The sequence below is a fragment of the Campylobacter sp. CNRCH_2014_2849 genome (assembly GCF_025772845.1).
Taxonomy (GTDB): domain Bacteria; phylum Campylobacterota; class Campylobacteria; order Campylobacterales; family Campylobacteraceae; genus Campylobacter_D; species Campylobacter_D lari_D.
On record NZ_JAKMSW010000005.1, the window covers coordinates 88997 to 112877 of the forward strand.

Below are 23881 nucleotides of genomic sequence, written 5' to 3' on the forward strand. Positions count from 1 at the left end.
ATGAAAAATATAGCAATTCTAGTGGGAAATTCTGAATATCAAAATTTAAATAAATTACATTTTTGCAGAGAAGATATTAGTTCAATGCAAAAAATATTAAACTTGAGCAAAAAATTTGAAATTCATATTTTTGAAAATTACCAAAGTGAACAATTAAAAAGTGAATTATCAAAAATTATTAGAGAACTTGAAAAATTTAAAATTAATGAGTTGTTATTTTATTATACTGGACATGGATTATTTAAAGAGCGATTTTATTATTTGCCAATTAATTTTACTGATAAGCAATTTGAAACGACGAGTTTATCTAATGATGAATTGGATAATATGCTTAAAAGTTTAGATGCAGAAATGGTAATTAAAATAATTGATGCTTGTCAATCAGGACAACAATATATCAAAGAATCTGATCAAGCATCTGTCAAAAAAAGTTTAACTCAACATTTTTTTAAAAAATGTCATTTTTTCTTTTCTTCTATGAATAATCAATCTTCAATGGGTGATGATAAGGGTAGTTATTTTACAAATGCTATTATAGAATCAATCTTAGCGCATAAAACAGATTCTATTCGATATATGGATGTTCAATCTTATGTTGCCGATTATTTTAGCAGTAGAAGTGAATTGCAAACGCCGTTTTTTGTGAATCAATCAAATGCAACTGAAATTTTTCTTAATGAGCTTACATCTATACAAAAAGAATTTGAAAACAATAATCTCATGACAAATAATGGCGAAGATATTGTTCAAGAAATAGAAAATGATAAAATTGATATAGTAGAAAAGCTTAAAACTTTATCTAAAAAGTATATAAATAAAGATGTAGCACAAAAAACTATTGAATGCATTTTTAATGAAAATAATATCAATAATATGTTTAATGATGATATAAAGTTAATTTATGATATAAAAATCGAAAAATACAATGATTATGATATTGGTAATATCAATAAGTTGTATAATGAAATAGAAAAAAATAAACAACATTTTTTTATTAATCTTGAATATAGACAAGAGACTTATACTACTACAGAGTGGGTTCCAAAAAAGAAAAATCCATATGATATTACAGGACATTTTTCTTATGATCAGTTTTTGGGTAAGAATTATGAAGAAAAAGAAGTCCAAAAATACAGAAATATAGTTAATTCTATTTGTTTAGTAGATGATATTTTGCCAATAGGTATTGCTATATCTCTTAATCCTAAAGAAGATATTGATAATATTAATAGATATTTGATAAATATTATTAATTTTCATAATAATCTTGATATTGTTTTTTATAGTAATATAATTGAATATTATAAAAACAACTGGCATGATTGGAAAAAAATAAATACTGAAGATTGGATAAAAAGTAAAGAAAGTTTTTGCGATAAAGATAAGATCTTAGAGAAAATTCAAATAATAATAAAAAACTATAATCAAAAAATTATTGATAATATTTTTAATATTTTAAAACAAGAAGATTTAAAAATTAGAGAGTAAATAGCAATTGAAATAACATCATTCTTTATACCACTTGCAAGATAAGCGGTTGCAAGAATTTTCAGTATGTAAAAAATTCTTACATGCTGCAAATGATAATAAACAATTAAAGCTTTAAAGGAAAAATAATGGCTAAGGCAAAACAAAACACAAGAAAACATTTATTGTTAAATAAATTTATCCATGATAAATCACTAGTGCAAAAGCTTGATGAAAGTTATGATTTTGGCAATTTTTCTCAAGCTATAAATTTGCAATTTTATCAACAAGAAAGTGTTAAAAATGCTTTAGCCATACTCTCTTTTTATATGAAAGATGAGTTAAATTCACATCAATACAATCAAGAACGCAGAAATCTTTTAGCATTTTATCAAGATGAAAGTGAGAATTTAAAACTACAAAAAGAACATATCGCAAGAGCTTCATTTTGGATGGCTACAGGAAGTGGTAAAACTATAGTTATGATCAAACTTATAGCTTTGATACATGAATTTATTAAAAATAATCAATTACCTAAAAAGCCTATCATGCTTTTAGCACCAAATGATAAGATTTTAAATCAATTCAAAGCAAATATAGCTAAATACAACAATCATCACAGCAATTTTATCAAAATAAAAGATTTAAAAGATTTTGAAAGCATAGAAAAAGAAGCTAGTTTATTAAATGAAGCGGTGGTGTATTTTGCAAGAAGTGATTTACTTGAGAGTGAAGAAAATGTAGGCAAAGATAAAAAAGCAAAAAGATTAAACTATAAAAATTATCTTAATAAAGATGGTTGGTATATATTGTTAGATGAAGCTCATAGAGGCGATAGTAAAACATCACTAAGAAAAAACTATTATCATGAGCTTGCTAGAGGTTTTATCAAAGAAGATGAATTTCCAAAAGGATTTGTTTTTAATTTTTCTGCTACCTTTGAAGATGAAATAGACTTTATAACTTGTGCTTATAATTATAATCTTCAAAAATTCAATCAAGAAGGATATGGTAAAAATATAGCAGTTTTAAATGAGAATTTAGATTTTAAAAGTGAAAATAACGAAGAAGTAAAAATTAAAACGATTTTAGAAAGTTTTATAATATTCAATGCGATTGTAAAATCAAAAGAAGAATTGTTTTTAAAAAGATCAGACTTTAAATATCATAATCCTTTGATCATAGCAGTTTCTGATAAAGTAAATACTCAAGATGCGGGTATAAAAGCGTATTTTAAAGCAGTGCATAATGTATTAAAAAATAAAGTAGATATACGCAATATAGCTTTAGAACTTTATGAAAAACTTCAAAATCAAAATTTGTATTTTGGTATAAATACACTAAGCGATGATTTTTTAAAATATATAAAAAATGCAAATAATGATGAACTTAGAGAAAATATTTTTTATGCAAATGCAAATGCAAAATTAGAATGTTATAGCATTAAAGGAAATGATAAAGAATTGGCTTTTAAGAGTAAAAATTCAAACAAACCTTTCATGCTTTTAAATATTTCAAATGCAAAAGAATGGGAAAAAGATTTTTTACTTGAGCTTGGGGTAGAAAGCATAAGTGATATATCACAAAGTCATTTTGAAAATATCAATAGCTCACAATCTTCTATCAATATAATGCTAGGAAGTAAGGTTTTTTCAGAAGGTTGGGATAGTAATCGTGTAAATTTAATTTCTTTTATCAATATAGGAAGCATTAATGCTAAAAAATATGTTTTGCAAACTATAGGAAGAGGTGTTAGAATAGAACCTTTCTTAAATATAAGAAAGAGATTAAATGCTTTAAAAGAGATGTTTAAAATCGATGAGCGATGTGTAAATTTAGCATGTGGTTTAGAAACTCTTTTTGTAATGGCAAGTGATAATGAAGCCATAAAAGCTATCATAGAGGGTATAGAATGTGAATTTATGGAAAGTAAGCATTTAAAAGGATTTAAAGAAACAAAATTGTCGTTTAATTTACCTGTGCCAAAATATAAAAATGAAAATAAACTAAATAGTATCTATAGAATTTCAGAAAAAGAAGCAAAATCTTTAAAAGAATTTATAAAATCTTACGATGAGGATGTTTTGATTTTAGAGCAGTGTTTGTATAAAAATTTTAAATATTCTACATTAGAAGAATTTTATAAATTTAGCGAAGGAAAAGAAAGTAAAATTCAATTACTAAGAAACAATGTAGAATTTAATGAAAAAACAACATTAAAAACAATCAATAGTGTGTTAAATTCTAATGCCAAAGTTTTGGATAAATTTGTAAAGCTAGAAGAAGAAATAACGCACTATAAAAATATACAAGCAAAGTTAGATTTTGAAACCGTTCAAAAAATTAATAAGACTATAAAAGATGTTTTAAACGCAAAAAGTGAAGATGAATTAAAAGCAGACTTTGAAAATAAAAAAATAAATTTAGATGAGCTAATGCAAGGTATAAAAGAAAGTCAAAAAAGCAAGGAAGTGCAAAACTATATAATTAGTGCAAAACTTAGCAAGCATTATTATAGCCCTTTAATCATTTACAATAAAAATGATAAAGAAAATAAGATTAATTTTGCCATTTCTAATAAAAGTGAAAAAGAATTTTTAGAAGATTTAGAAAGTAATTTAAAATCATCTTTTTTTGAACAATATGAATGGTATTTTTCTAAATTGGTAGAAAATCAAGATGAAATTTATATCCCTTATTTTGATGAAGAACAGCAAAAAGAAAGAAAATTTTATCCTGATTTTATATTTTGGTTAAAAAATAAACAAAGTGGAGATTTTTTTATATATTTTATAGATCCAAAAGGCTTAAAAATAGAAGATAATCCTAGATTTAAATTAAAAGGCTTTAAAGCAATATTTGAAAATAAAAATTTAAGTTATGAAGATAAAAGTATAAAAGTTAATTTGTTTTTTTATAATAAAAATTATACTTTTTCAGATGAATTAAAAGACTTTGTTAAATCTGCAATAGAGGATATTTTCAAATGAAAACCTTTTTAGTTTGTGCCTTAGAGCCATCAGCAAATTTGCATTTAAAAGAAGTTTTAAAAGCTTATAAAAATGAGTATAAAGAATTTGATTTAATGGGAATTTATGATGAGAATTTATGTGAAGAATTTAGTTTAAATTCCAAGCCACTTTATAGCTCACATGAGTTTAGTGCTATGGGTTTTATAGAGGTTTTGCCGCTCATTTTAAAAGCTAAAAGAGCCATAAAAGAGCTAGTGAGTTTAAGTTTTGCTCAAAAAATTGATGCGATTTTATGTATAGATTCTCCTGCCTTTAACTTACCTTTTGCAAAGGCTTTAAAAAAAGCAAATTCCAAAGTAAAAAGAATTTATTATATTTTACCTCAAGTTTGGGCATGGAAAAAAGGACGCATTCCTATCATAGAAAGTCATTTTGATGTGTTAGCTTCTATCTTGCCTTTTGATAGTGAGTTTTTTAGTAAAAGCACTTATGTGGGACATCCGCTTTTAGATGAGATAAAAGAATTTAAAAATCAAGAAGATATAAATTCTATACTTTCAAAAAATGATGATGAAAAAGTAATCGCTTTCTTACCGGGCTCAAGAAAAAGCGAAATAAAGCGTTTGATGCCTATTTTTAGAGAGTTAAGTACTAAATTTAAAGGTAAAAAAATCCTTTGCGTACCCGAGTTTAATTTAAAAAGATTAGAAATTTACGGAGAAATGAGTAATTTTGAAATTCAAACTAACACCCCAAAGGTGCTAAAAAATGCTGATTTTGCTTTTATTTGTAGTGGCACAGCTACACTTGAAGCAGCTTTGGTTGGCACGCCTTTTGTGCTTGCTTATAAGGCTAAAGCTATTGATGTATTTATCGCAAGATGTTTTGTAAAACTCAAACATATAGGCCTTGCAAATATCTTTTTGGATTTTGCAGGAAAAAGCGAGCTTAATCCTGAATTTTTACAAGAGCAAGTGAATGTGGAAAATTTATATCAAGCTTATCTTAAATACGATTATAAGGCATTTTTTGATAAAGTAGATTTTTTAAAAGAATATTTGCAATTTGCAAGTGCAAAAAATTTAGCTAAAATACTTTATGAAATCAAATAAGGATAAATCATGCAAAAAGAACCTATGAGTAAATATGGCTATGAGAAATTAGAAAAAGAATTAGAACATTTAAAGAAAGTTGAACGCCCAAAAGTAGTAGAAGAAATAGACATAGCAAGAAGTCATGGAGATTTAAAAGAAAATGCAGAATATCACGCGGCTAGAGAAAAACAAGCTTTTATAGAAGGAAAGATTGCTGAACTTGGAGATTTGATCTCAAGAGCACAAATCATTGATCCATCTTCTTATGAGCATGATAGTGTGAAATTTGGCTCAACTGTTGTTGTAGAGGATTTAGAAAGTGAAAAACAAAGCACTTATACTTTGGTAGGGGTAAATGAAGGAAATTTAGAAAAAGGCTATATTTCCATTAGTTCACCTATTGCTAAAGCAATGCTTGGTAAAAAAGAAAGGGATGATTTTAAAGTGCGTTTGCCAAAAGGCGAGAGTGAATTTGAAATCATTTCTATAGAATACAAAGCTTTGGAATTTTAATTTTTGCAAAAAATAATTATAAAAGAAAATGCTATTTTTATTGCCGATGCGCATGAAAATAAAAATAGGCGTGGTTTTTGGGAGTTTTTGCAAGCCTTAAAAAATAAAAAAATTCAAACTCCACAGCTTTTTTTAATGGGTGATATATTTGATCTTTTAATTTATGAAGTAAAGGCCACGCATGATTTTGCAAAAGCTTATATAGACTTACTTGAAGAACTTGCGTATGAAATTGAAATCATTTATTTAGAAGGCAATCATGATTTTAATTTAGCTAAATTTTTTAAAAAAGTGAAAGTTTTTAGTATAAAACAACAACCCTTGCTTTGCGAATTTCAAGATAAAACCTTAGTAAAATTAGCCCATGGGGATATTTTTTTAAAACCTTTTTTGCAGTTTTGCTTAAAGAGTTTGAGAAATCATTATTTGCTACTTTTTTTAAATTTTTTAAATGTTATTAGTAAAGAAAGAATTACTCAAAAAATTCTAAAAAATCAAAACAAAAAACAACTTATTAGAAAAATTCCCCATTTTTCTGCTTTAGTAAAAGAGCGTTTAAAGCACTATAATATAGACTTTGTAATAGAAGGTCATTATCATCAAGATGTATTTTTAAAAAATGAAGATATAAAATATCTAAATTTAGCTACTTTTGCATACAAGGAAAGTTTTTTTATAGTAAAATATGAGCCAGAAATCAGATTTCACAAAATAGAACTTAAGGAGGCATAATGTTTGATGAGAATGTCGTTAAAACAGGTTCAAATGAAATGGAACTTGTTGATTTTCGCATCTTTAAGCAAGGCCACGATAAAGTCTATGAGGGAATTTATGGTGTAAATGTTTCTAAGGTTAGAGAAATCATTAAAATTCCTTTTTTGACTGAAATTCCAGGAGTGCCTGAATATGTAGAAGGTATTTTTGATCTTCGTGGCGTGGTGATTCCTGTAATCAACCTAGCAAAATGGATGCAAATTCAAGAACCAGAAATGACAAATATAAAACCTAGAGTTATCATTACTGAATTTAGTAATGTTTTAATCGGTTTTATTGTCCATGAGGCGAAAAGAATTCGTAGAATTAATTGGAAAAATATTGAACCAGCTACTTTTGCAACAAGTGCGGGTAGTTTAGATAAAGGTAAAATTACTGGTGTAACTAAGATCGAAGGAGATGAGGTTTTACTTATCCTAGATTTAGAAAGTATAGTGCAAGAACTTGGAATTTATACCCCGCAAACTGATATTGACGATGATAAAATTCAAAAAATCGAAGGTATGGCTTTAGCACTTGATGATAGTTCAACTGCAAGAAAACTTGTTAAAGATTTACTAAATAAAATCGGTCTTAAAGTAATTGAAGCTAAAGATGGTGTTGAAGGTTTACATAAACTAGAAGAGCTTTATAGTACTTATGGCAGTGATTTAAATAAACATTTAAAAATTATTGTAAGTGATGTTGAAATGCCACAAATGGATGGATTCCATTTTGCAGCAAAAGTTAGAGATGATGAGAGATTTAAAAATATTCCTATCGTATTTAACTCTTCTTTATCAAATGAATTTATGAGTGATAAAGGTGTTAAAGAAGCAGGTGGAGATGGGTATTTAGTTAAATTTAATGCAAGTGATTTCTTTGCTGAAATTTCTCGTATCATAGCAAAACATGAAAAAGGTGAGGAGTAAAAATGGAAGATATTCAAGAAATACTTGAGGATTTTTTAGTTGAAGCCTTTGAATTAGTCGAGCAAATTGATCATGATTTGGTTGAATTAGAAGCAAATCCTGAAGATTTAGAACTATTAAATAGAATTTTCCGCGTTGCGCATACTGTTAAAGGATCATCAAGCTTTTTAAATTTTGATGTTTTAACAAAACTTACTCATCATATGGAAGATGTTTTAAATAAAGCAAGACATAATGAGCTTAAAATTACTCCTGAAGTAATGGATGTAGTTTTAGAATCTATTGATATGATGAAAACTTTATTAAATTCTATTAGAGATAATGGAAATGATACAGCAATCGGACTTGATATAGCTCCAATTTGTGCAAGATTAACCGCAATTTCAGAAGGAGAAAGTTTAGAATCAATTACTCCGGCTAAGGCTGAAGAGCCAAAAGAAGAAGTTAAAGAAGAGCCAAAAGCTGAAGAACCTGAAGTTGATGTAAATAAACTTAGTGATGATGAAGTTGAAGCTGAAATTGAAAGACTTTTAAAAGTAAGAAAAGCTGAAGATCAAGCAAGACGCGCTGAAAAGAAAAAAACTCAAGAATCAACTCCAACCCCAAGTAAGCCAGCTCCACAGGCACAAAATGCAGCAGCTGAGAAAAAGGTCCCTGCAGCAGGTGGTGGAAGCAGCGGTGCAAATATGGATCAAACAATTAGGGTTGAAGTTAAAAGACTTGATCATTTAATGAACTTAATTGGTGAGCTTGTATTAGGTAAAAACCGCTTGTTAAAAATTTATGATGATGTTGAAGAAAGATATGATGGAGAAAAATTCTTAGAAGAATTAAATCAAGTTGTTTCTCAACTTAGCATTGTCACTACAGATATTCAACTTGCGGTTATGAAAACAAGAATGCAACCTATTGCGAAAGTATTTAATAAATTCCCAAGAGTTGTGCGTGATTTAGGCCGTGAACTTGGTAAACAAATGGAGCTTGAAATTTCAGGGGAAGAAACTGAACTTGATAAGTCTATTGTAGAAGAAATTGGCGATCCTATTATGCATATGATTAGAAATTCTTGTGATCATGGTATAGAAGATCCAGCAACGCGTATAGCTAATGGTAAACCAGAAAAAGGAACGGTTAATCTTAAAGCATATAATGAAGGAAATCATATCGTTGTTGAAATTGCCGATGATGGTAAAGGTTTAGATGCTGATGTGTTAAAATCAAAAGCAATAGAGAAAAACTTAATCACAGAGCGTGAAGCTGATCAAATGAGTGATAAAGAAGCATTTGCATTGATTTTCAAACCAGGTTTTTCAACCGCTGCAAAAATCACCAATGTTTCAGGGCGTGGTGTTGGAATGGATGTTGTTAAAACTAATATTGAAAAATTAAATGGTGTGATTGAAATCGATAGTGAGCTTGGAAAAGGCACTGTGATGAAGCTTAAAATTCCACTTACTTTGGCGATTATTCAATCTTTACTTGTGGGAACTCAAGAAGAATTTTATGCTATTCCACTTGCAAGTGTTCTTGAAACAGTTAGAGTGCCAATTGATGATATTTATACCATTGAAGGTAAAAATGTACTTCGCTTAAGAGATGAGGTTTTATCTTTAGTAAGACTTTCAGATGTATTTGGCGTAAAACAAGTGCTTGAAAATGCTGATCAAACTTATGTAGTTGTTATAGGTGTGGCAGAAAGTAAGCTTGGTATTATAGTAGATACTTTAGTAGGTCAAGAAGAAATTGTTATCAAGTCTATGGGTGAGTATTTGCAAAATATCCAAGGTATAGCAGGAGCAACTATCCGTGGTGATGGTAGAGTAACTTTGATTATCGATGTTGCTGCTATGATGGATATAGCTAAAGAAATTAAAGTTGATATTAAAGCACAAATTGAATCACAATCTAAAAAAACAACTAAAGAAAAACCAAGTGATTATACAGTGCTTATAGTGGATGATTCTAAAATGGATAGAAATATCATGCAAAAATCATTAGAGCCACTAGGTGTAAGTATTATAGAAGCAACTAATGGTGTTGAAGCATTAAATACAATTAAATCAGGCGAGCATGATATTGATGCTGTGTTGATTGATATTGAAATGCCAAGAATGGATGGTTATACCTTAGCAGGTGAAATTAGAAAATATTCTAAATATAAAAACCTCCCACTTGTTGCAGTAACTTCAAGAACTAGTAAATCAGACCGCTTAAGAGGTGTGGAAGTAGGAATGACTGAGTATATTACTAAGCCTTACTCTCCAGAGTACTTAGAAAATGTAGTTAGAAAAAATTTAAAACTAGGATAAGAAGATGAATGATAAATTAAACCAGGTTTTGCAAAAACAACAAGCGCAAATTGCAGAACCTGATGTAGATAAAGAAGAGGATATTATTCAGCTTGTTGGCTTTGTGGTAGGAGATGAGGAATACGCTATTCCAATTCTTAATATCCAAGAAATTATTAAACCTATAGAATATACTAGGGTTCCAAGTGTACCTGATTATGTTTTAGGTGTGTTTAATATGAGGGGTAATGTTATGCCTTTGATTGATCTTGCTAAAAGATTTAATCAAGGTAGTTCTAAAATGACTCCTCAAACAAGATATATTGTTTTAAAAGGTATAGCAAATGGCAATCAAACTCCTGCAGGTAATGCAGGCTTTGTGATAGATAGATTAACAGAAGCTATTAAAATTCACAGAAGCAGGATTGATCCGCCACCTGAAACTTTACTAAAAGAAAAAGGTATGATTTTTGGTATAGGCAAAAGAGAAGAAAATATCTTGACTATATTAAAAGCTGAAGCTTTATTAAAGCGTGAGTTTTAATGATAAAGCTTTGTGCCTTTGACTTTGATTCTACGCTAATGGATGGGGAAACTATCGATATTTTAGCGCAAGAATATAATGTTGGTGATGCTGTAAAAGCAATCACCAACAAAGCAATGAATGGTGAGCTTGATTTTTTTGAAAGCTTAAGTGCTAGAGTAGCTTTGCTTGAAGGTATGCCTATAGAGCAGGTAAAGAAATGCTGTGAAAATTTACCTTTGATGAATGGCGCTAAAGAATTATGTGAATATTTAAAAAGTAAGAATATAAAAATAATCGTTTTTAGTGGTGGATTTCATGAAGGAATTGATTTAATACAAAATAAACTTCATTTTGATTTTGGTTTTGCTAACTTTTTACATAGTAAAAATGGTTTTTTAACAGGAAAAGTTGGCGGAGAAATTATGTTTAATAACTCAAAAGGTATTATACTACAAAGACTTAAGAAATTTTTAAATTTAAAAACAGAAGAAATTATGTGTGTAGGCGATGGAGCTAATGATATTTCTATGTTTAAAGAATGTGGATTAAAAATAGCTTTTTGTGCCAAAGAAATTTTAAAATCTCATGCAGATATTTGTATAGATAAGAAAGATTTAAAAGAAATAATAAAGGTAATACAATGAAAAAATTTTCACTATGGTGTGATTTTATAGAAAATGAATTTTTAGATCATGAATTTTTAGATTTAATTTACTCAAAAACAATCAATGGTGCTACCTCAAATCCTGCTATTTTTAAAAATGCGATTTTAAACTCAGCTATTTATAAAGAAAAAATCAAAAAATCAAATCTTAAAGATAAAAAAGCTTTATATGAGTATCTTGCGATAGAAGATATAGCTAAGGCTGCGGATAAATTAGCTATTAATTATTATGAAAATAATGATGGTTTTATTAGTATTGAAATTGACCCAAGATTAAAAGATAATACTAGCCTATCTTTGGCCGAAGCAAAAAGATTATACATGCAAATTGCAAAAGAAAATGTGATGATGAAAATTCCTGCCACGGAAGCTTCTTATGAAGTAATGCAAGAATTAATGAAAAATGGTATTAGTGTCAATGCGACTTTGATTTTTGATTTTGAGCAAACTAAAAAATGCTTTGAAGCTTTAAATTTGGGTTTAAAAGAATTTAGAAAAAATAATATCGCAACCAAAAAAGAACCTCAAGCAGTTATTAGTATTTTTGTAAGCCGTTTTGATAGATTATTAAATAATCAAGTTTTAGATAAAAATTATATAGGAATTCTCACTGCAACTAAGGCTTATAATTATATCGTTAAACAAAATGAAGCAAATATTAGAGCTTTATTTGCAAGTACGGGTGTTAAAGGTGATGATTTAGAAAAAGATTATTATATTAAAGAATTACTCTATGATAAAGCTATTAATACTGCACCACTAGATGCTATCAAAGCTTTTAAAGGTAAGCAAATTGTGTTTAAAGAGCCTTTAAAAGATGAGTGTATAGAGAAAAAATTAAATGCAAATATTTCAAAAGATACTTTAAGCAAAGCTTGTAAAGATTTACTTGATGATGGTTTAGAGCAATTTTGCATAGCTTATGAAGATATTTTAAAATCTTTATAAACTTATTTAGCTATAATTAGCGTTTATTTTTTTAGAAAGGAAACAGATGTTAGAAGGTATCGTTAGAGAGAGTATCGGTAGAAAAGCTGCTAAAGCTTTAAAAAGAGATGGTTATCTAATCGCAAACATCTACGGAAAAGGATTAGAAAACATCAATGCTGCTTTTAAAGTAAATGAATTTATTAAAGAAGTACGCAAAAAAACTACTTTAGCTTTTGATGTAAAAGTAGCAGACAAAGTATTAAATGTTGTGGTAGTTGATTATCAAAAAGATCCTGTAACTGCAGAATTAAAACACGTAGATTTAAAAGTAGCACAAAAAGGTGTTATTTCTAAATATATGGTTCCTGTAAAAATCGTAGGAACGGCTATGGGTCTTAAAAATAAAGGTGTTTTAATCCAATCAAAAAGAAGATTGAAAGTAAAATGTGCAGCTGAAAACTTACCAAATTATTTTGAATTAGATGTAACTAAACTTGATGTTGGTGATGCACTTTTAATCCGCGATGTAGTTGTACCTGAGGGTGTAACTATGGTTGATGCTGATAGAGTAGCTGTAGTTGGCGTAGAAAAAGCAAGATAAAATGACCTTAGTCGTAGGACTTGGTAATATAGGAGAACAATACGCCCAAACCCGTCATAATGTAGGGTTTATGCTAATTGACTTAATTTTGAAAGACTTGCAAACAACAAAGCTTTCAAATGCTAAATTTAAAGGAGAGCTTTTTAAAAGCTCTCCTACTCTTTTTTTAAAACCTTCCACTTATATGAATTTATCTGGAGAAAGCGTAAAAGCTGTTAGTGAATACTATAAATGTGATAGAATTATTGTAATCCATGATGATATAGATTTAAATTTAGGTGCTTTGAAATTTAAAATAGGTGGATCAAGTGGTGGACATAATGGACTTAAAAGTATAGATAATCTTTGTGGCAATGCTTATGAGAGGGTACGCATAGGAGTAGGAAAAGAACAAGATGTAATTTCTCATGTTTTGGGAAAATTTAAACAAGAAGAACAAGAAAGTTTAACTAAGGTTTTAGAACATAGCAAAAAAGCTTTACTTGAGCTTTTAAATTCTGATATAGAAAAAATCGCTTCAAAATATTCTTTAAAAAGTTAAACGATGAGTATATTTTTTCGCTATATTTCATCTTTGTATTTAAAATCATTTTTTATTTTATTTTTTTCTTTGACTTTTTTCTTTGTAGCGATTGATTTTTTGCTCAATTTCAATAGACTACCAAAAAGTGCAAATTTAGAGCTTTTGTATATATTTTTTTTAACATGCTCAGCAGCTTCTTATATACTACCTTTAGCTATAGTCCTTGCTTTGGTTTTATGTATTTTTAATATGATACGTTCGAATGAATTTGTTAGCTTGTATGCTTTGGGTTTAAGTAAAAATCAAGTGATTTTTTATCCTTTTTTATGGGCTATGTTTTTTTGTTGTGTTTATGTTGGACTTAATTTTAGCTCCTTTGCTTATGCAGATGAATATAAAAGTAATATTCTTAAGCGTGGCGTTGTAGATAGAGAGGGCGGGGAAGTTTTGATTAAATATGATGATAAATTTATTTATATACAAAAAACAAGTTCTCAAACCCTATATAATGTAAAAATCTTTGATGTAAAAAATTTAGACATTCAAAGCATAATCCACGCAAAAACTGCTAAATTTAATGGAGATTCTTGGGATTTAAATGATGCCAAGGCTACTAATATACCGCAAAATTTGATTGTTTCAAAAGAGGGTTTAAGTATAGAAGAATTTAAAAATATTAAAGGTTTAGAAGACTTTTCTCCAAAAATTTTAGAAAGAATTTCTTTAGTAGAGAGTAATCCTTCTTATTCTATTTTAGACGCACTAGAAAGTATGGTGATTTTTGCAAAACAAAATATTTCTACTAATACACTTAGAACAAGTTTATATTCTTTAATTCTTACACCATTTTTTGCCCCATTTTTGATGCTTATTGTGTATTATTATTTTCCTTTAACTGCAAGATTTTTTAATCTTGCACTTTTAGCTTTTGTGTTTTTTGTGTGCATACTTTTAGTTTGGGGCTTGTTGTTTTTATTAACAAGATTGAGCGAAAATGAAATTTTACTTCCAGAGCTTGGTATAATGCTACCAGTATTTATTTTAATGAGTATAGGAAGTTTTTATTATTTTAAACACAAATAACTACAAGTGAGGTTTTTATGGATTATTTAAAACTAGCAAAAGAATATAACACACCATTTTATATTTATGATTTTGATAAAATCAAAGAACGTTTTACAATGTTAAAAGATGCATTTAAAGCAAGAAAATCACAAATTTTTTATGCAGTTAAAGCAAATTCTAATTTAAGTGTTTTAAAACTTTTAGCTTCTTTAGATAGTGGGTTTGATTGTGTTAGCGCAGGCGAGATTTATAGAGCTTTAAAAGCAGGAGCTAAAAATTATAAAATTATTTTTAGCGGGGTAGGTAAAAGTGCTGATGAGTTAAAATATGCTTTAGAACAAAACATACTTTATGTAAATTTAGAAAGCTATGAAGAAATGCTTCTTTTAGAACAAATTGCTAAAGAAAATCAAAAGATAGCTCGTATAAGCATAAGAGTAAATCCAAATGTAGATGCTAAAACACATCCTTATATTTCTACAGGTTTGCATGAAAATAAATTTGGTGTAGATATAGAAAGTGCTAAAAAAATGTATCTTTATGCTAAAAACTCACAATTTTTAGAGCCAGTTGGTGTGCATTTTCACATAGGCTCTCAAATTCTTGATATAAGCAGTATTCATGAAGCTTCAGTGATTGTTGCAAAATTAGTAAAAGAACTTTTAGCTTTGAAAATTAATATTAAATTCTTTGATATAGGCGGGGGTTTAGGAGTTTGTTATAAAGATGAACAAGAGCCAAATTTATATGATTATGCTCAAGGAATTTTAGCAAGTTTACAAGGTCTTGATGTGTGTATAGGTATGGAACCTGGTAGATTTTTAGTGGCAAATGCAGGTGAGTTTGTTACTAAAGTTTTATATGAAAAATTTAATGATAAAAAGCGTTTTGTGGTTGTTGATGGGGCGATGAATGATTTATTGCGTCCAAGTTTATATAGTGCTTATCATGAAATCAAGCTTTTGAGTGAAAATAAAGAAGAAAGCCTTTGTGATATTGTTGGTGGGGTTTGTGAAAGTGGAGATTTTTTAGCTAAAGATAGAAAATTGGCTAAAACAAAAGCAGGAGATTTGATCATAGTTAAAAGCGCAGGTGCATATGGTTTTAGCATGAGTAGTAATTATAATACTCGCAATAGAGTATGTGAGCTAGCTTGTGAAAATGGTAAGGTAAGAATGATTAGAAAAAGAGAAAGTTATGAGGATCAAATTGCATTAGAGTTTGATTTTTTAAAGGATTGAAATGTTGTTTTTAGATGTGCAAGGAACTTTGATTTCAGATTATGATAAAAGTCCTATAAATGGTGCTTTAGAACTCATTAAATCTTTAAATAAAGAAAAAATTCCTTATGTGATTATCACTAATAATACCAAAAAATTAGATTTTTTAAATTATTTGCAAAATTTGGGTTTTGAAATTAATGAAAAAGTTTATATCGATCCTTTTTGTGTTTTAAAAGATCATTTAAAGCCTTGTAAAATAGCAGCTTTTGGAGCAAAAGAATTTTTAGATTCACTTCAAGAGTTAGGTTATGAGCTTGATTATAAAGATCCAAAAGCATTTTTACTAGCAAGTTATGATGATTTTAAATTTCAAGATTTTGCTAGTATGATAGAGTATCTTAAAAATGGTGTGCAAGCTATAGCAATGCATGAAAGTAGTATTTATAAGAAAAACTCAAGGCTTTATCCAGGCGTTGGAAGTATCATGTCTATGCTTAAAAATGCATGCGAGTTTGATTATAAAGTGATAGGAAAACCTAGTAAGGCTTTTTATGAAAGTGCTTTAAATTTATTAAAACAGCAAGATTATAATGCAAGCTTTGAAAATACTTTAATCATTAGTGATGATTTTAAAGGTGATTTGCTTGGTGCCTATGAACTTGGCATGCAAACAGCCTTAGTTTTAAGCGGTAAAATTTCTAACACTCAAGGTCTTGATACAACTAAACTTAATTTTGTATATGATAGTATTAAGAATTACTACATATCGAGGTTTAAATGAAAGAGATAGAAAAATTACGCAATAAAATTGACACTATCGATGATAAAATTTTGGCTTTACTTAATGAAAGAATGCTTCATGTTAAAGATATAGGAGTTATTAAGCAAAATTTAGGTGGGAGTATTTATAGACCTGAGCGCGAAAGAGCTATTATAAATAGACTTAAAAATTATAATCATGGTTTATTAGATCAAAATGCAATCGAAGCAATTTACCAAGAAATTTTTGCTGTATCAAGAAATTTAGAAATGCCTCAAAGCATAGCTTATTTAGGCCCTGAGGGAAGCTATACACATCAAGTAGCAAGAACGCGTTTTGGTGCTATGAGTCGTTATACTCCACTTGCAAATATAGAAGATGTTTTTAAAGAATTAGCTCACAAAGAAGCAAAATATGGAGTAGTGCCTATAGAAAATAATACAGCAGGTGCAGTGGGTGTGACGCTTGATTGTCTTGGAAAATATGAAGATGTAAAGATTTTTGCTGAAATTTATATGGATATTCATCATTCTTTTGTAAGTATGGGTGAAAATTTAAAAGATATTAAACGTATATATTCTCATCCACAAGGTTATAATCAATGTAGAAATTTTTTAGAAAGTCATGATTTAAGTGAAGTAGAATTTGTAGCAAGTAAATCCACAGCTCATGCAGCTTACTTAGCTTCGCAAGATGTTACTTCAGCTGCGATTTGCTCTAAGATTGCAGCAAAACTTTATAATGTACCTATATTATTTGAAACGATTGAGGATAATTTGGCAAATCGTACTAGGTTTTTGATTTTAAGTGATATAAAAATACCTCAAATGCCTCATTGTAAAACTTCTATCTTAGCACTTGCTGCACACAAACCAGGTGGACTTAGTGATTTGTTATATGAGTTTAAAAAAGAAGGGATAAATTTAACAAAACTTGAATCACGCCCTATAAAAACAAGAGAATTTGTGCATAGTTTTTATATAGATTTTGAAGGACATATTGATGATGAAAATGTCCAAAGAGTATTAAAAAAAGCCGAGCATATAAAATGGCTTGGATCATATTTATCAGGAGAAAGCAATGAAATTTAATCCTTTTTTAGAAGCTATTAAAACTTATGAAAGTGGTAAGGATATGGATTTAGTTGCTAAAGAATATGGTTTAAAAGAAGTTATTAAATTAGCGAGTAATGAAAATCCTTATGGTACAAGTAAAAAAGCTAAAGAAGCCATCATAAATAATGCACATTTAGCTCATTTGTATCCTGATGATACTATGAGTGAATTAAAACAAGCTCTAGCACAAAAATATGATATTTTAAAAGAAAATCTCATCATAGGTAGCGGGAGTGATCAAATCATAGAATATATAGTGCATGCAAAACTTGATCATTCTAAGGCTTATTTGCAATGTGGGGTTAGCTTTGCTATGTATGAAATTTATGCAAAACAACTAGGAGTTAAGGTTTATAAAACCTCAAGTTTAATCCATGATTTAAATGAGTTGCATGAGTTATATCAAAAGTATAAAAATGAAATCAAAGTAATCTTTTTATGCTTACCTAACAATCCTTTAGGTGAGTGTTTGGATGCAAGTGCGGTTTTTGAGTTTTTAGAAAAAATTGATGAAGATTGTTTGGTGGCTATTGATGGAGCTTATAATGAATTTGCTTCATTTAAAGATAGCAAAAAACATATCAACCCTAAGGAATTAATCCATAAATTTCAAAATGCAATATATCTAGGAACTTTTTCTAAGCTTTATGGTTTGGGTGGTATGAGAGTGGGTTATGGTATAGCTTGCAAGGAAATTATTAATGCATTTTATAAATTAAGAGCACCTTTTAATGTGACTAATTTGAGTTTAAAAGCCGCTGTTGCTGCGTTAGATGATGATGAGTTTGTGCAAAAAACCTTGGAAAATAATTTTTCGCAAATGAAACTTTATGAAGATTTTGCTAAAAATTATAAAATTCAATACATTCCAAGCTATACAAATTTTATTACCTATTTCTTTGATGAAAAAAATAGCACAGATTTATCTGAAAAACTGCTTAAAAACGGTATAATAATAAGAAATTTACAAAGTTATGGTTTAAATGCTGTGCGTATAAGTATAGGTACAGAGTATGAAAATTCAAGGTTTTTTGAAGAGTTTTCTAAAAATTTTTAGTTTGTAGGAAATAAATGGATTATAAAACTATACTGCACCAAGTAGGTCAGCTTTATCAAAATTTAAGTTTAAGACAGCGTATTATCATTGCTGCTTCTATTGTTGTTGTAGTTGGATTTTTAGTATTTTTAACCCTTTTTAGAAGCGGCTCTACAGTAGCTAGCGAGGCTGGATATTCAGTATTATTTGAAAATGCTAATACTAGCGACTCAGCGATGATAGTAACGCAGCTTGAAAAAAGTGGAGTTCCTTATATTTTGCGTGATGAGGGAACTATTTTAGTACCTAATGAACAAGTATATAAACAGCGTTTAGCTATCGCTTCAGCAGGGTTATTGCCAAAAGATAATAAAGTAGGCTTTGAGCTTTTTGATAAACAAGAATTTGGAGCTACAGAAGCTGAACAAAAGGTAAAATATCAAAGAGCATTAGAAGGTGAGCTTGCTAGAACGATTGAAAGTTTAGAGCCTATCCATAGTGCCACAGTGCATATTGCTTTTGCTAAAGATACGCTTTTTACTCAACAACAAGTTCCACCAACTGCTTCAGTAGCTTTGACTATAAAAGAAGGTTTAAAGCTTAATAAAAAGCAAATTATGGGGATTAAAAACCTAATCGCTTCTTCAGTAACAAAACTTACTCCAGAAAATGTAAAAATCATGGATCAAAAAGGTATTCCTTTAGATGATGAGGGTGCTTTTGAAAGTGATTTAATTGCTGCTCAAATTAAATATAAAAGAGATCAAGAATATGAATTAGAGCAAAAAATTGTTGCTTCTATTGCTCCATTTGCAGGTGGCTATGATAGGGTAGTAGCAAAGGTTAGTATTGATTATGATTTTTCTAAAGAAGAATCACAAAGTGAAGTATATGATCCAAATACCGTTGTGCGTAGTGAGCAAACCTTGGAAGAGCATAGAGAAGGCTATAAAGATAAAGAAATTCAAGGTGTACCAGGTGCTGTTTCAAACATCGGTCCTGTGGAAGGTTTGGATGATAAAGGTGCGCGCGAGGTTTATACTAAAAATCAAACTACAACTAATAATGAAATTTCTAAAAAAATTACCAACACCACTAAGCAATTTGCAACCATTAAAAGAATTTCTGCAGCCGTTGTGGTAGATGGAAAGTATAAAGTAATTACTGATGATCAGGGAAATATTACTAATGAATATATTCCTTTGAGTGATAAAGAAATTAAAGCGATTGAAAATCTTACTAAAGGTGCCATAGGATTTAATCTTGCTAGAGGTGATGCGGTTGAAGTAAATAATTTGGAATTTCATAGAACAGCTAAAGTTGAAAATAAGGTTCAAACTTTTTATTCAAGATTTGTCGAGCCTTTTATTCCACCTGTTAAGTATGTATTTGCCGCGATTTTGCTTTTTATCTTTTACAAAAAAGTTATTGTGCCATTTTCTCAAAAAATGCTTGCAGATATTAGACTTGAAGAAGAGATGGAAGGTAAGGATGGGCAGATTATTGATGAGGCTGAAGATGCTATTGAAAAATTCAATGCTGCTCGTAGAAAAGTTGAAGAACAACTTGGTTTTGGAGATAGTTTTGATGAGGATGCATTACAATATGATGTTTTACTTGAAAAATTAAGAGCAGTAGCTAATGAAAAAGGCGAAGAGGTGGCATTATTGTTGCAAAAACTTGTTGAAAATGAAGCTGAATTTGGTGAGAAGGATATCTAATGATAAAGCTTAGTGAAGAACAAAAAATGGTCTATGATGACCTTTCTATGCCAGAAAAGGTTGCCATATTTTTAATCCAACTTGGAGAAGATGTAACGACAGTTTTATTTTCTCATATGGATATTAATGTCATCACTGAAATTTCTCGCTATATTGCTTTAGCAAAAAATGTTGATAAGCCAGTTGCTACTGCAGTGCTTGAGGAATTTTATACTTTACTGCAATCAAATCAATACTTAAAAAGTGGTGGTTTGGAATATGCAAAAGAAATTTTATTTAGAACTTTTGGTCCTGAAATTGCCAATAAAATTTTGGAAAAACTTACCAAAAGTATGGAAAATAATCAAAATTTTGCTTATCTTTCACAAATTAAACCACAACAACTTGCAGACTTTATCATTAAAGAACACCCGCAAACTATAGCTTTGATTTTAGCTCATATGGATACTACTCAAGCTGCTGAAACTTTGGAATATTTTAGCGATGAATTAAGAGCTGAAGTTGTAATAAGAATGGCAAATCTTGGAGATATATCTCCTTCAATTATCAAAAGAGTATCTGCTGTGCTTGAAAGTAAGCTTGAAAGTCTTACTTCTTATAAAGTTGAAGTGGGTGGTCCAAGAGCAGTTGCTGAAGTGCTTAATCGCTTGGGTCAAAAAGCCTCTAAAACAACACTTTCTTATATTGAGCAAAGTGATGAAAAACTTGCTACAACCATTAAAGATTTAATGTTTACCTTTGATGATATTTCTCAACTTAGTACTAATGCGATTAGAGAAGTTTTAAAAGCTGCTGACAAGCGTGATTTGATGATAGGTTTAAAGGGCGCAAGTGAGGATTTAAAACAAAAATTTATGTCCAATATGTCTACGCGCGCTGCTGAAGCTTTTGTAGAAGAAATGGGCTTTTTGGGTGCTGTGCGTGTTAAAGATGTAGAAGAAGCACAAAGAAAAGTTGTAGAAGTGGTGCAAAAACTTGCAGAACAAGGTCTTATCCAAGTGGGTGAGGCTGATGAGATGATAGAGTAAGATTATGGCAAAATTAACCAATGTAATTTCACCTGAAAATATTTCTGCTCATGTAGTTGAGGGTTATCATTTTAAAGTTATGAGTGAAATGCCCTCTAGTGAAGAACAAAAACAAGAAGAAATTCAAACTATAAATCAAGTCTCTCCTGTCCAAAACACACAACAAGCAGTAGAAAATCAAACAATAGAAGCTACTCCACAAACCCCACAACCACAAATTCAACCTGATTTTGTTGAAGATTTACTTAAAAAAACTGATGAAATGTCAGGAAATATCATTAAGTTGCAAATGCAGATAGAAAGCCAAGAGGCTGAATTTAACAATCGTTTAAATACAGAATTAGAACATGCAAAGGAAAAATTTACTAAAAAAGGTTATGAACAAGCACAAAAGAATTTTGAAAGTGAATTAGAAGCCTTGAAGGAAAAATACTTAAAAAGCGTAGAAAAGCTTGAAAATACAGTGCAAAATTTAAATGAGTTTTTATCTAAAAATGAAAAAGAATTAGCCGATACGGCTGTAATTATTGCAAAAGAAGTGATTGCAAAAGAGCTCGAAGAAAATTCATCACTTATAGCATTAAATTTAGCAAAAGAACTTATGAGTGAACTTAAAAATGCTACTAAGATAGAATTAAAGTTAAGTCCTGATGATTTTGAATATGTAAAAGCACACTTGCAAGAACAAAGCAATATTAAATTTAGTCTTGATGATGCGATTAATAAGGGAAGTATTTTAATATTAAGTGATGCGGGTAATATAGAGTCAAACCTTAACAATCGTTTGCAAAAAATCAAAAACATGGTTAATGAATGATAGATTTAAATAACTTAAATATTAAAAATATGCAAATTAAAGAACTGGAAAATTTAGCTAGTAATTTGCGTGAAGTTATCATAGATACAGTGAGTAAAAATGGTGGACATTTAAGTTCAAATTTAGGTGTAGTTGAACTTAGTATAGGAATGCATTATGTTTTTAATGCTCAAAAAGATCCTTTTATTTTTGATGTTTCACATCAATCTTATCCGCATAAGCTTTTAAGTGGTAAAATAAATAATTTTCACACTCTAAGACAGTTTAATGGTTTAAGTGGCTATACCAAGCCTGATGAGGGGGATTATTTTGTAGCAGGACATTCAAGTACTTCTATATCTTTAGCGGTTGGAGCTTGCAAGGCTATAAGATTAAAAAAAGAAGATCGCTTGCCTGTTGTATTAATAGGCGATGGAGCGCTAAGTGCGGGTATGGCATATGAAGCCTTAAATGAGCTTGGTGATAGAGAATATCCTTGTGTGATCATTTTAAATGATAATGAAATGAGTATTTCAAGGCCAATTGGGGCTATTTCAAAATACCTTTCTCAAGCAATGGCAACGCAGTTTTATCAAAAATTTAAAAAACGCATAGAAAATCTTTTAGAATACTTTCCTCAAGGTGCTTCTTATATGGCAAAGCGTTTTGAAGAGGGTTTAAGACTTATTACACCTGGACTTTTGTTTGAAGAACTAGGGCTTGAATATATTGGACCTATTGATGGACATAATTTAAATGAAGTTATAAATGCGCTAAATCAAGCTAAAGCTATGAATAAACCTTGTGTAGTGCATGCGCAAACTATCAAAGGCAAAGGTTATACATTAGCTGAAGGTAAAAATGCTAAATGGCATGGAGTAGGTGCTTTTGATAGAAGTAGCGGAGAGAGTTTAAAGGCTAATATGAACAAAAAAAGTGCTACAGAAATTTTTTCAAATACACTTTTAAATTTAGCTCAAAAATATGAAAATATAGTGGGTGTAACTGCTGCTATGCCAAGTGGAACTGGACTTGATAAATTAATGGAAAAATACCCTGAACGCTTTTGGGATGTAGCAATTGCAGAACAACATGCAGTTACTTCTATGGCGGCTATGGCCAAAGAAGGTTTTAAACCTTTTATAGCAATTTATAGTACTTTTATGCAAAGGGCATATGATCAAGTAATTCATGATTGTGCTATTATGAATTTAAACGTAGTTATAGCTATGGATAGAGCAGGAATTGTAGGAGAAGATGGAGAGACACATCAGGGTGTTTTTGATGTTAGTTTTTTAAGTGCTATTCCAAACGTTACTCTAGCGGCTCCAAGAGATGAGGCTATGATGGAAAAGATCATGGAATATGCTTATTTTCATCAAGGTGTTTTTGCTTTTCGTTACCCTAGGGGTAATTTTTTATTAGATGAAAATTTTAATCCATGTGAGATAAAACTTGCAAAAGCTCAAATTTTATCTAAAGTGCAAAGCGATAAAGTATTTTTAGGTTTTGGTCAGGGTGTGGCTAAGGCAAAACTAGCTTTAGATAAACTTGGTTTAGATTATGCAAGCTTAATAGATTTGATTTTTGCAAAACCTTTAGATGAAGAGCTTTTAAAAGAATTGGCAAAAGATACAAAAACTTGGTTTGTTTTTTCAGATAGTGCTAAGATAGGTGGAGTGGGAAGCTTGATTGCAACTTTCTTGCAAAAAGAAAATCTTTATCATATAAAACTAGTAAGTTTTGAATTTGAAGATCAATTTATAACTCATGGTAAAACAAATGAAGTAGAAAAATTTCTAGAAATTGATGTTGAATCTTTGTGTAAAAAGATTAAAATTTATTAAAAGATAAAAAATATCCTTTAATATAAT

The 23881-nt window shown here is 29.5% G+C and carries 21 protein-coding genes; all 21 read left to right on the forward strand.

Annotated features, from left to right (window positions below):
- A complete protein-coding gene (locus tag L8X33_RS04730) occupies nt 1-1488 on the forward strand; it encodes a caspase family protein (protein ID WP_263666615.1) in 1488 nt (495 codons plus the stop codon).
- Between the two features lie 128 nt (nt 1489-1616).
- Nucleotides 1617-4457 carry a DEAD/DEAH box helicase family protein gene (locus L8X33_RS04735; protein ID WP_263670081.1) on the forward strand — a complete coding sequence of 947 codons (2841 nt, stop codon included), beginning with the start codon at nt 1617-1619 and terminating at the stop codon, nt 4455-4457.
- Complete coding sequence (lpxB, locus tag L8X33_RS04740) at nt 4454-5551, forward strand: lipid-A-disaccharide synthase (protein WP_263670082.1); 1098 nt, start codon at nt 4454-4456, stop codon at nt 5549-5551. The genes L8X33_RS04735 and lpxB overlap by 4 nt, the downstream gene beginning before the upstream one ends.
- A 9-nt stretch (nt 5552-5560) precedes the next feature.
- On the forward strand, nt 5561-6046 hold the full coding sequence (greA, locus tag L8X33_RS04745; protein WP_263670083.1) for a transcription elongation factor GreA: 486 nt from the start codon (nt 5561-5563) through the stop codon (nt 6044-6046).
- Between the two features lie 3 nt (nt 6047-6049).
- Nucleotides 6050-6778 carry a UDP-2,3-diacylglucosamine diphosphatase gene (locus L8X33_RS04750; RefSeq protein ID WP_412175226.1) on the forward strand — a complete coding sequence of 243 codons (729 nt, stop codon included), beginning with the start codon at nt 6050-6052 and terminating at the stop codon, nt 6776-6778.
- Complete coding sequence (locus L8X33_RS04755) at nt 6778-7731, forward strand: chemotaxis protein (protein WP_133319535.1); 954 nt, start codon at nt 6778-6780, stop codon at nt 7729-7731. The genes L8X33_RS04750 and L8X33_RS04755 overlap by 1 nt, the downstream gene beginning before the upstream one ends.
- Nucleotides 7732-7733: 2 nt before the next feature.
- Nucleotides 7734-10040 (forward strand): chemotaxis protein CheW, encoded by a 2307-nt coding sequence (locus tag L8X33_RS04760; protein WP_263670085.1) that lies wholly within the window; start codon nt 7734-7736, stop codon nt 10038-10040.
- Between the two features lie 4 nt (nt 10041-10044).
- Entirely contained in the window at nt 10045-10563 is a 519-nt protein-coding gene (locus L8X33_RS04765) for a chemotaxis protein CheW (protein ID WP_133319537.1), read from the forward strand.
- Nucleotides 10563-11189, forward strand: a complete 627-nt coding sequence (gene serB, locus L8X33_RS04770; RefSeq protein WP_133319538.1) for a phosphoserine phosphatase SerB — start codon at nt 10563-10565, stop codon at nt 11187-11189. The genes L8X33_RS04765 and serB overlap by 1 nt, the downstream gene beginning before the upstream one ends.
- Nucleotides 11186-12157, forward strand: coding sequence for a transaldolase (locus tag L8X33_RS04775; protein WP_263670087.1), 972 nt, complete (start codon nt 11186-11188; stop codon nt 12155-12157). The genes serB and L8X33_RS04775 overlap by 4 nt, the downstream gene beginning before the upstream one ends.
- Nucleotides 12158-12203: 46 nt before the next feature.
- A complete protein-coding gene (locus L8X33_RS04780; protein ID WP_133319540.1) occupies nt 12204-12740 on the forward strand; it encodes a 50S ribosomal protein L25/general stress protein Ctc in 537 nt (178 codons plus the stop codon).
- 1 nt (nt 12741) lies between these two features.
- Complete coding sequence (pth, locus tag L8X33_RS04785; protein ID WP_263670088.1) at nt 12742-13281, forward strand: aminoacyl-tRNA hydrolase; 540 nt, start codon at nt 12742-12744, stop codon at nt 13279-13281.
- Between the two features lie 3 nt (nt 13282-13284).
- Nucleotides 13285-14346 (forward strand): LptF/LptG family permease, encoded by a 1062-nt coding sequence (locus L8X33_RS04790; protein ID WP_258107648.1) that lies wholly within the window; start codon nt 13285-13287, stop codon nt 14344-14346.
- A gap of 17 nt (nt 14347-14363) precedes the next feature.
- Nucleotides 14364-15569 carry a diaminopimelate decarboxylase gene (gene lysA, locus L8X33_RS04795; protein ID WP_263670091.1) on the forward strand — a complete coding sequence of 402 codons (1206 nt, stop codon included), beginning with the start codon at nt 14364-14366 and terminating at the stop codon, nt 15567-15569.
- 1 nt (nt 15570) lies between these two features.
- Nucleotides 15571-16332, forward strand: a complete 762-nt coding sequence (locus L8X33_RS04800; protein WP_258107646.1) for an HAD-IIA family hydrolase — start codon at nt 15571-15573, stop codon at nt 16330-16332.
- Nucleotides 16329-17402 carry a prephenate dehydratase gene (gene pheA, locus L8X33_RS04805; RefSeq protein ID WP_258107645.1) on the forward strand — a complete coding sequence of 358 codons (1074 nt, stop codon included), beginning with the start codon at nt 16329-16331 and terminating at the stop codon, nt 17400-17402. The genes L8X33_RS04800 and pheA overlap by 4 nt, the downstream gene beginning before the upstream one ends.
- On the forward strand, nt 17392-18483 hold the full coding sequence (hisC, locus tag L8X33_RS04810) for a histidinol-phosphate transaminase (RefSeq protein WP_263670093.1): 1092 nt from the start codon (nt 17392-17394) through the stop codon (nt 18481-18483). Before pheA ends, hisC begins: the two co-directional genes overlap by 11 nt.
- Nucleotides 18484-18497: 14 nt before the next feature.
- Nucleotides 18498-20183, forward strand: coding sequence for a flagellar basal-body MS-ring/collar protein FliF (gene fliF / locus L8X33_RS04815; protein WP_263670094.1), 1686 nt, complete (start codon nt 18498-18500; stop codon nt 20181-20183).
- The gene (gene fliG / locus L8X33_RS04820; RefSeq protein ID WP_039619192.1) at nt 20183-21211 is read left to right on the forward strand and encodes a flagellar motor switch protein FliG; all 1029 of its coding nucleotides are present in this window, start codon (nt 20183-20185) and stop codon (nt 21209-21211) included. The genes fliF and fliG overlap by 1 nt, the downstream gene beginning before the upstream one ends.
- 4 nt (nt 21212-21215) lie before the next feature.
- Nucleotides 21216-22028, forward strand: coding sequence for a flagellar assembly protein FliH (fliH, locus tag L8X33_RS04825; protein WP_263670095.1), 813 nt, complete (start codon nt 21216-21218; stop codon nt 22026-22028).
- Nucleotides 22025-23854 (forward strand): 1-deoxy-D-xylulose-5-phosphate synthase, encoded by a 1830-nt coding sequence (gene dxs / locus L8X33_RS04830; RefSeq protein ID WP_263670096.1) that lies wholly within the window; start codon nt 22025-22027, stop codon nt 23852-23854. The genes fliH and dxs overlap by 4 nt, the downstream gene beginning before the upstream one ends.
- Nucleotides 23855-23881: the final 27 nt, after the last annotated feature.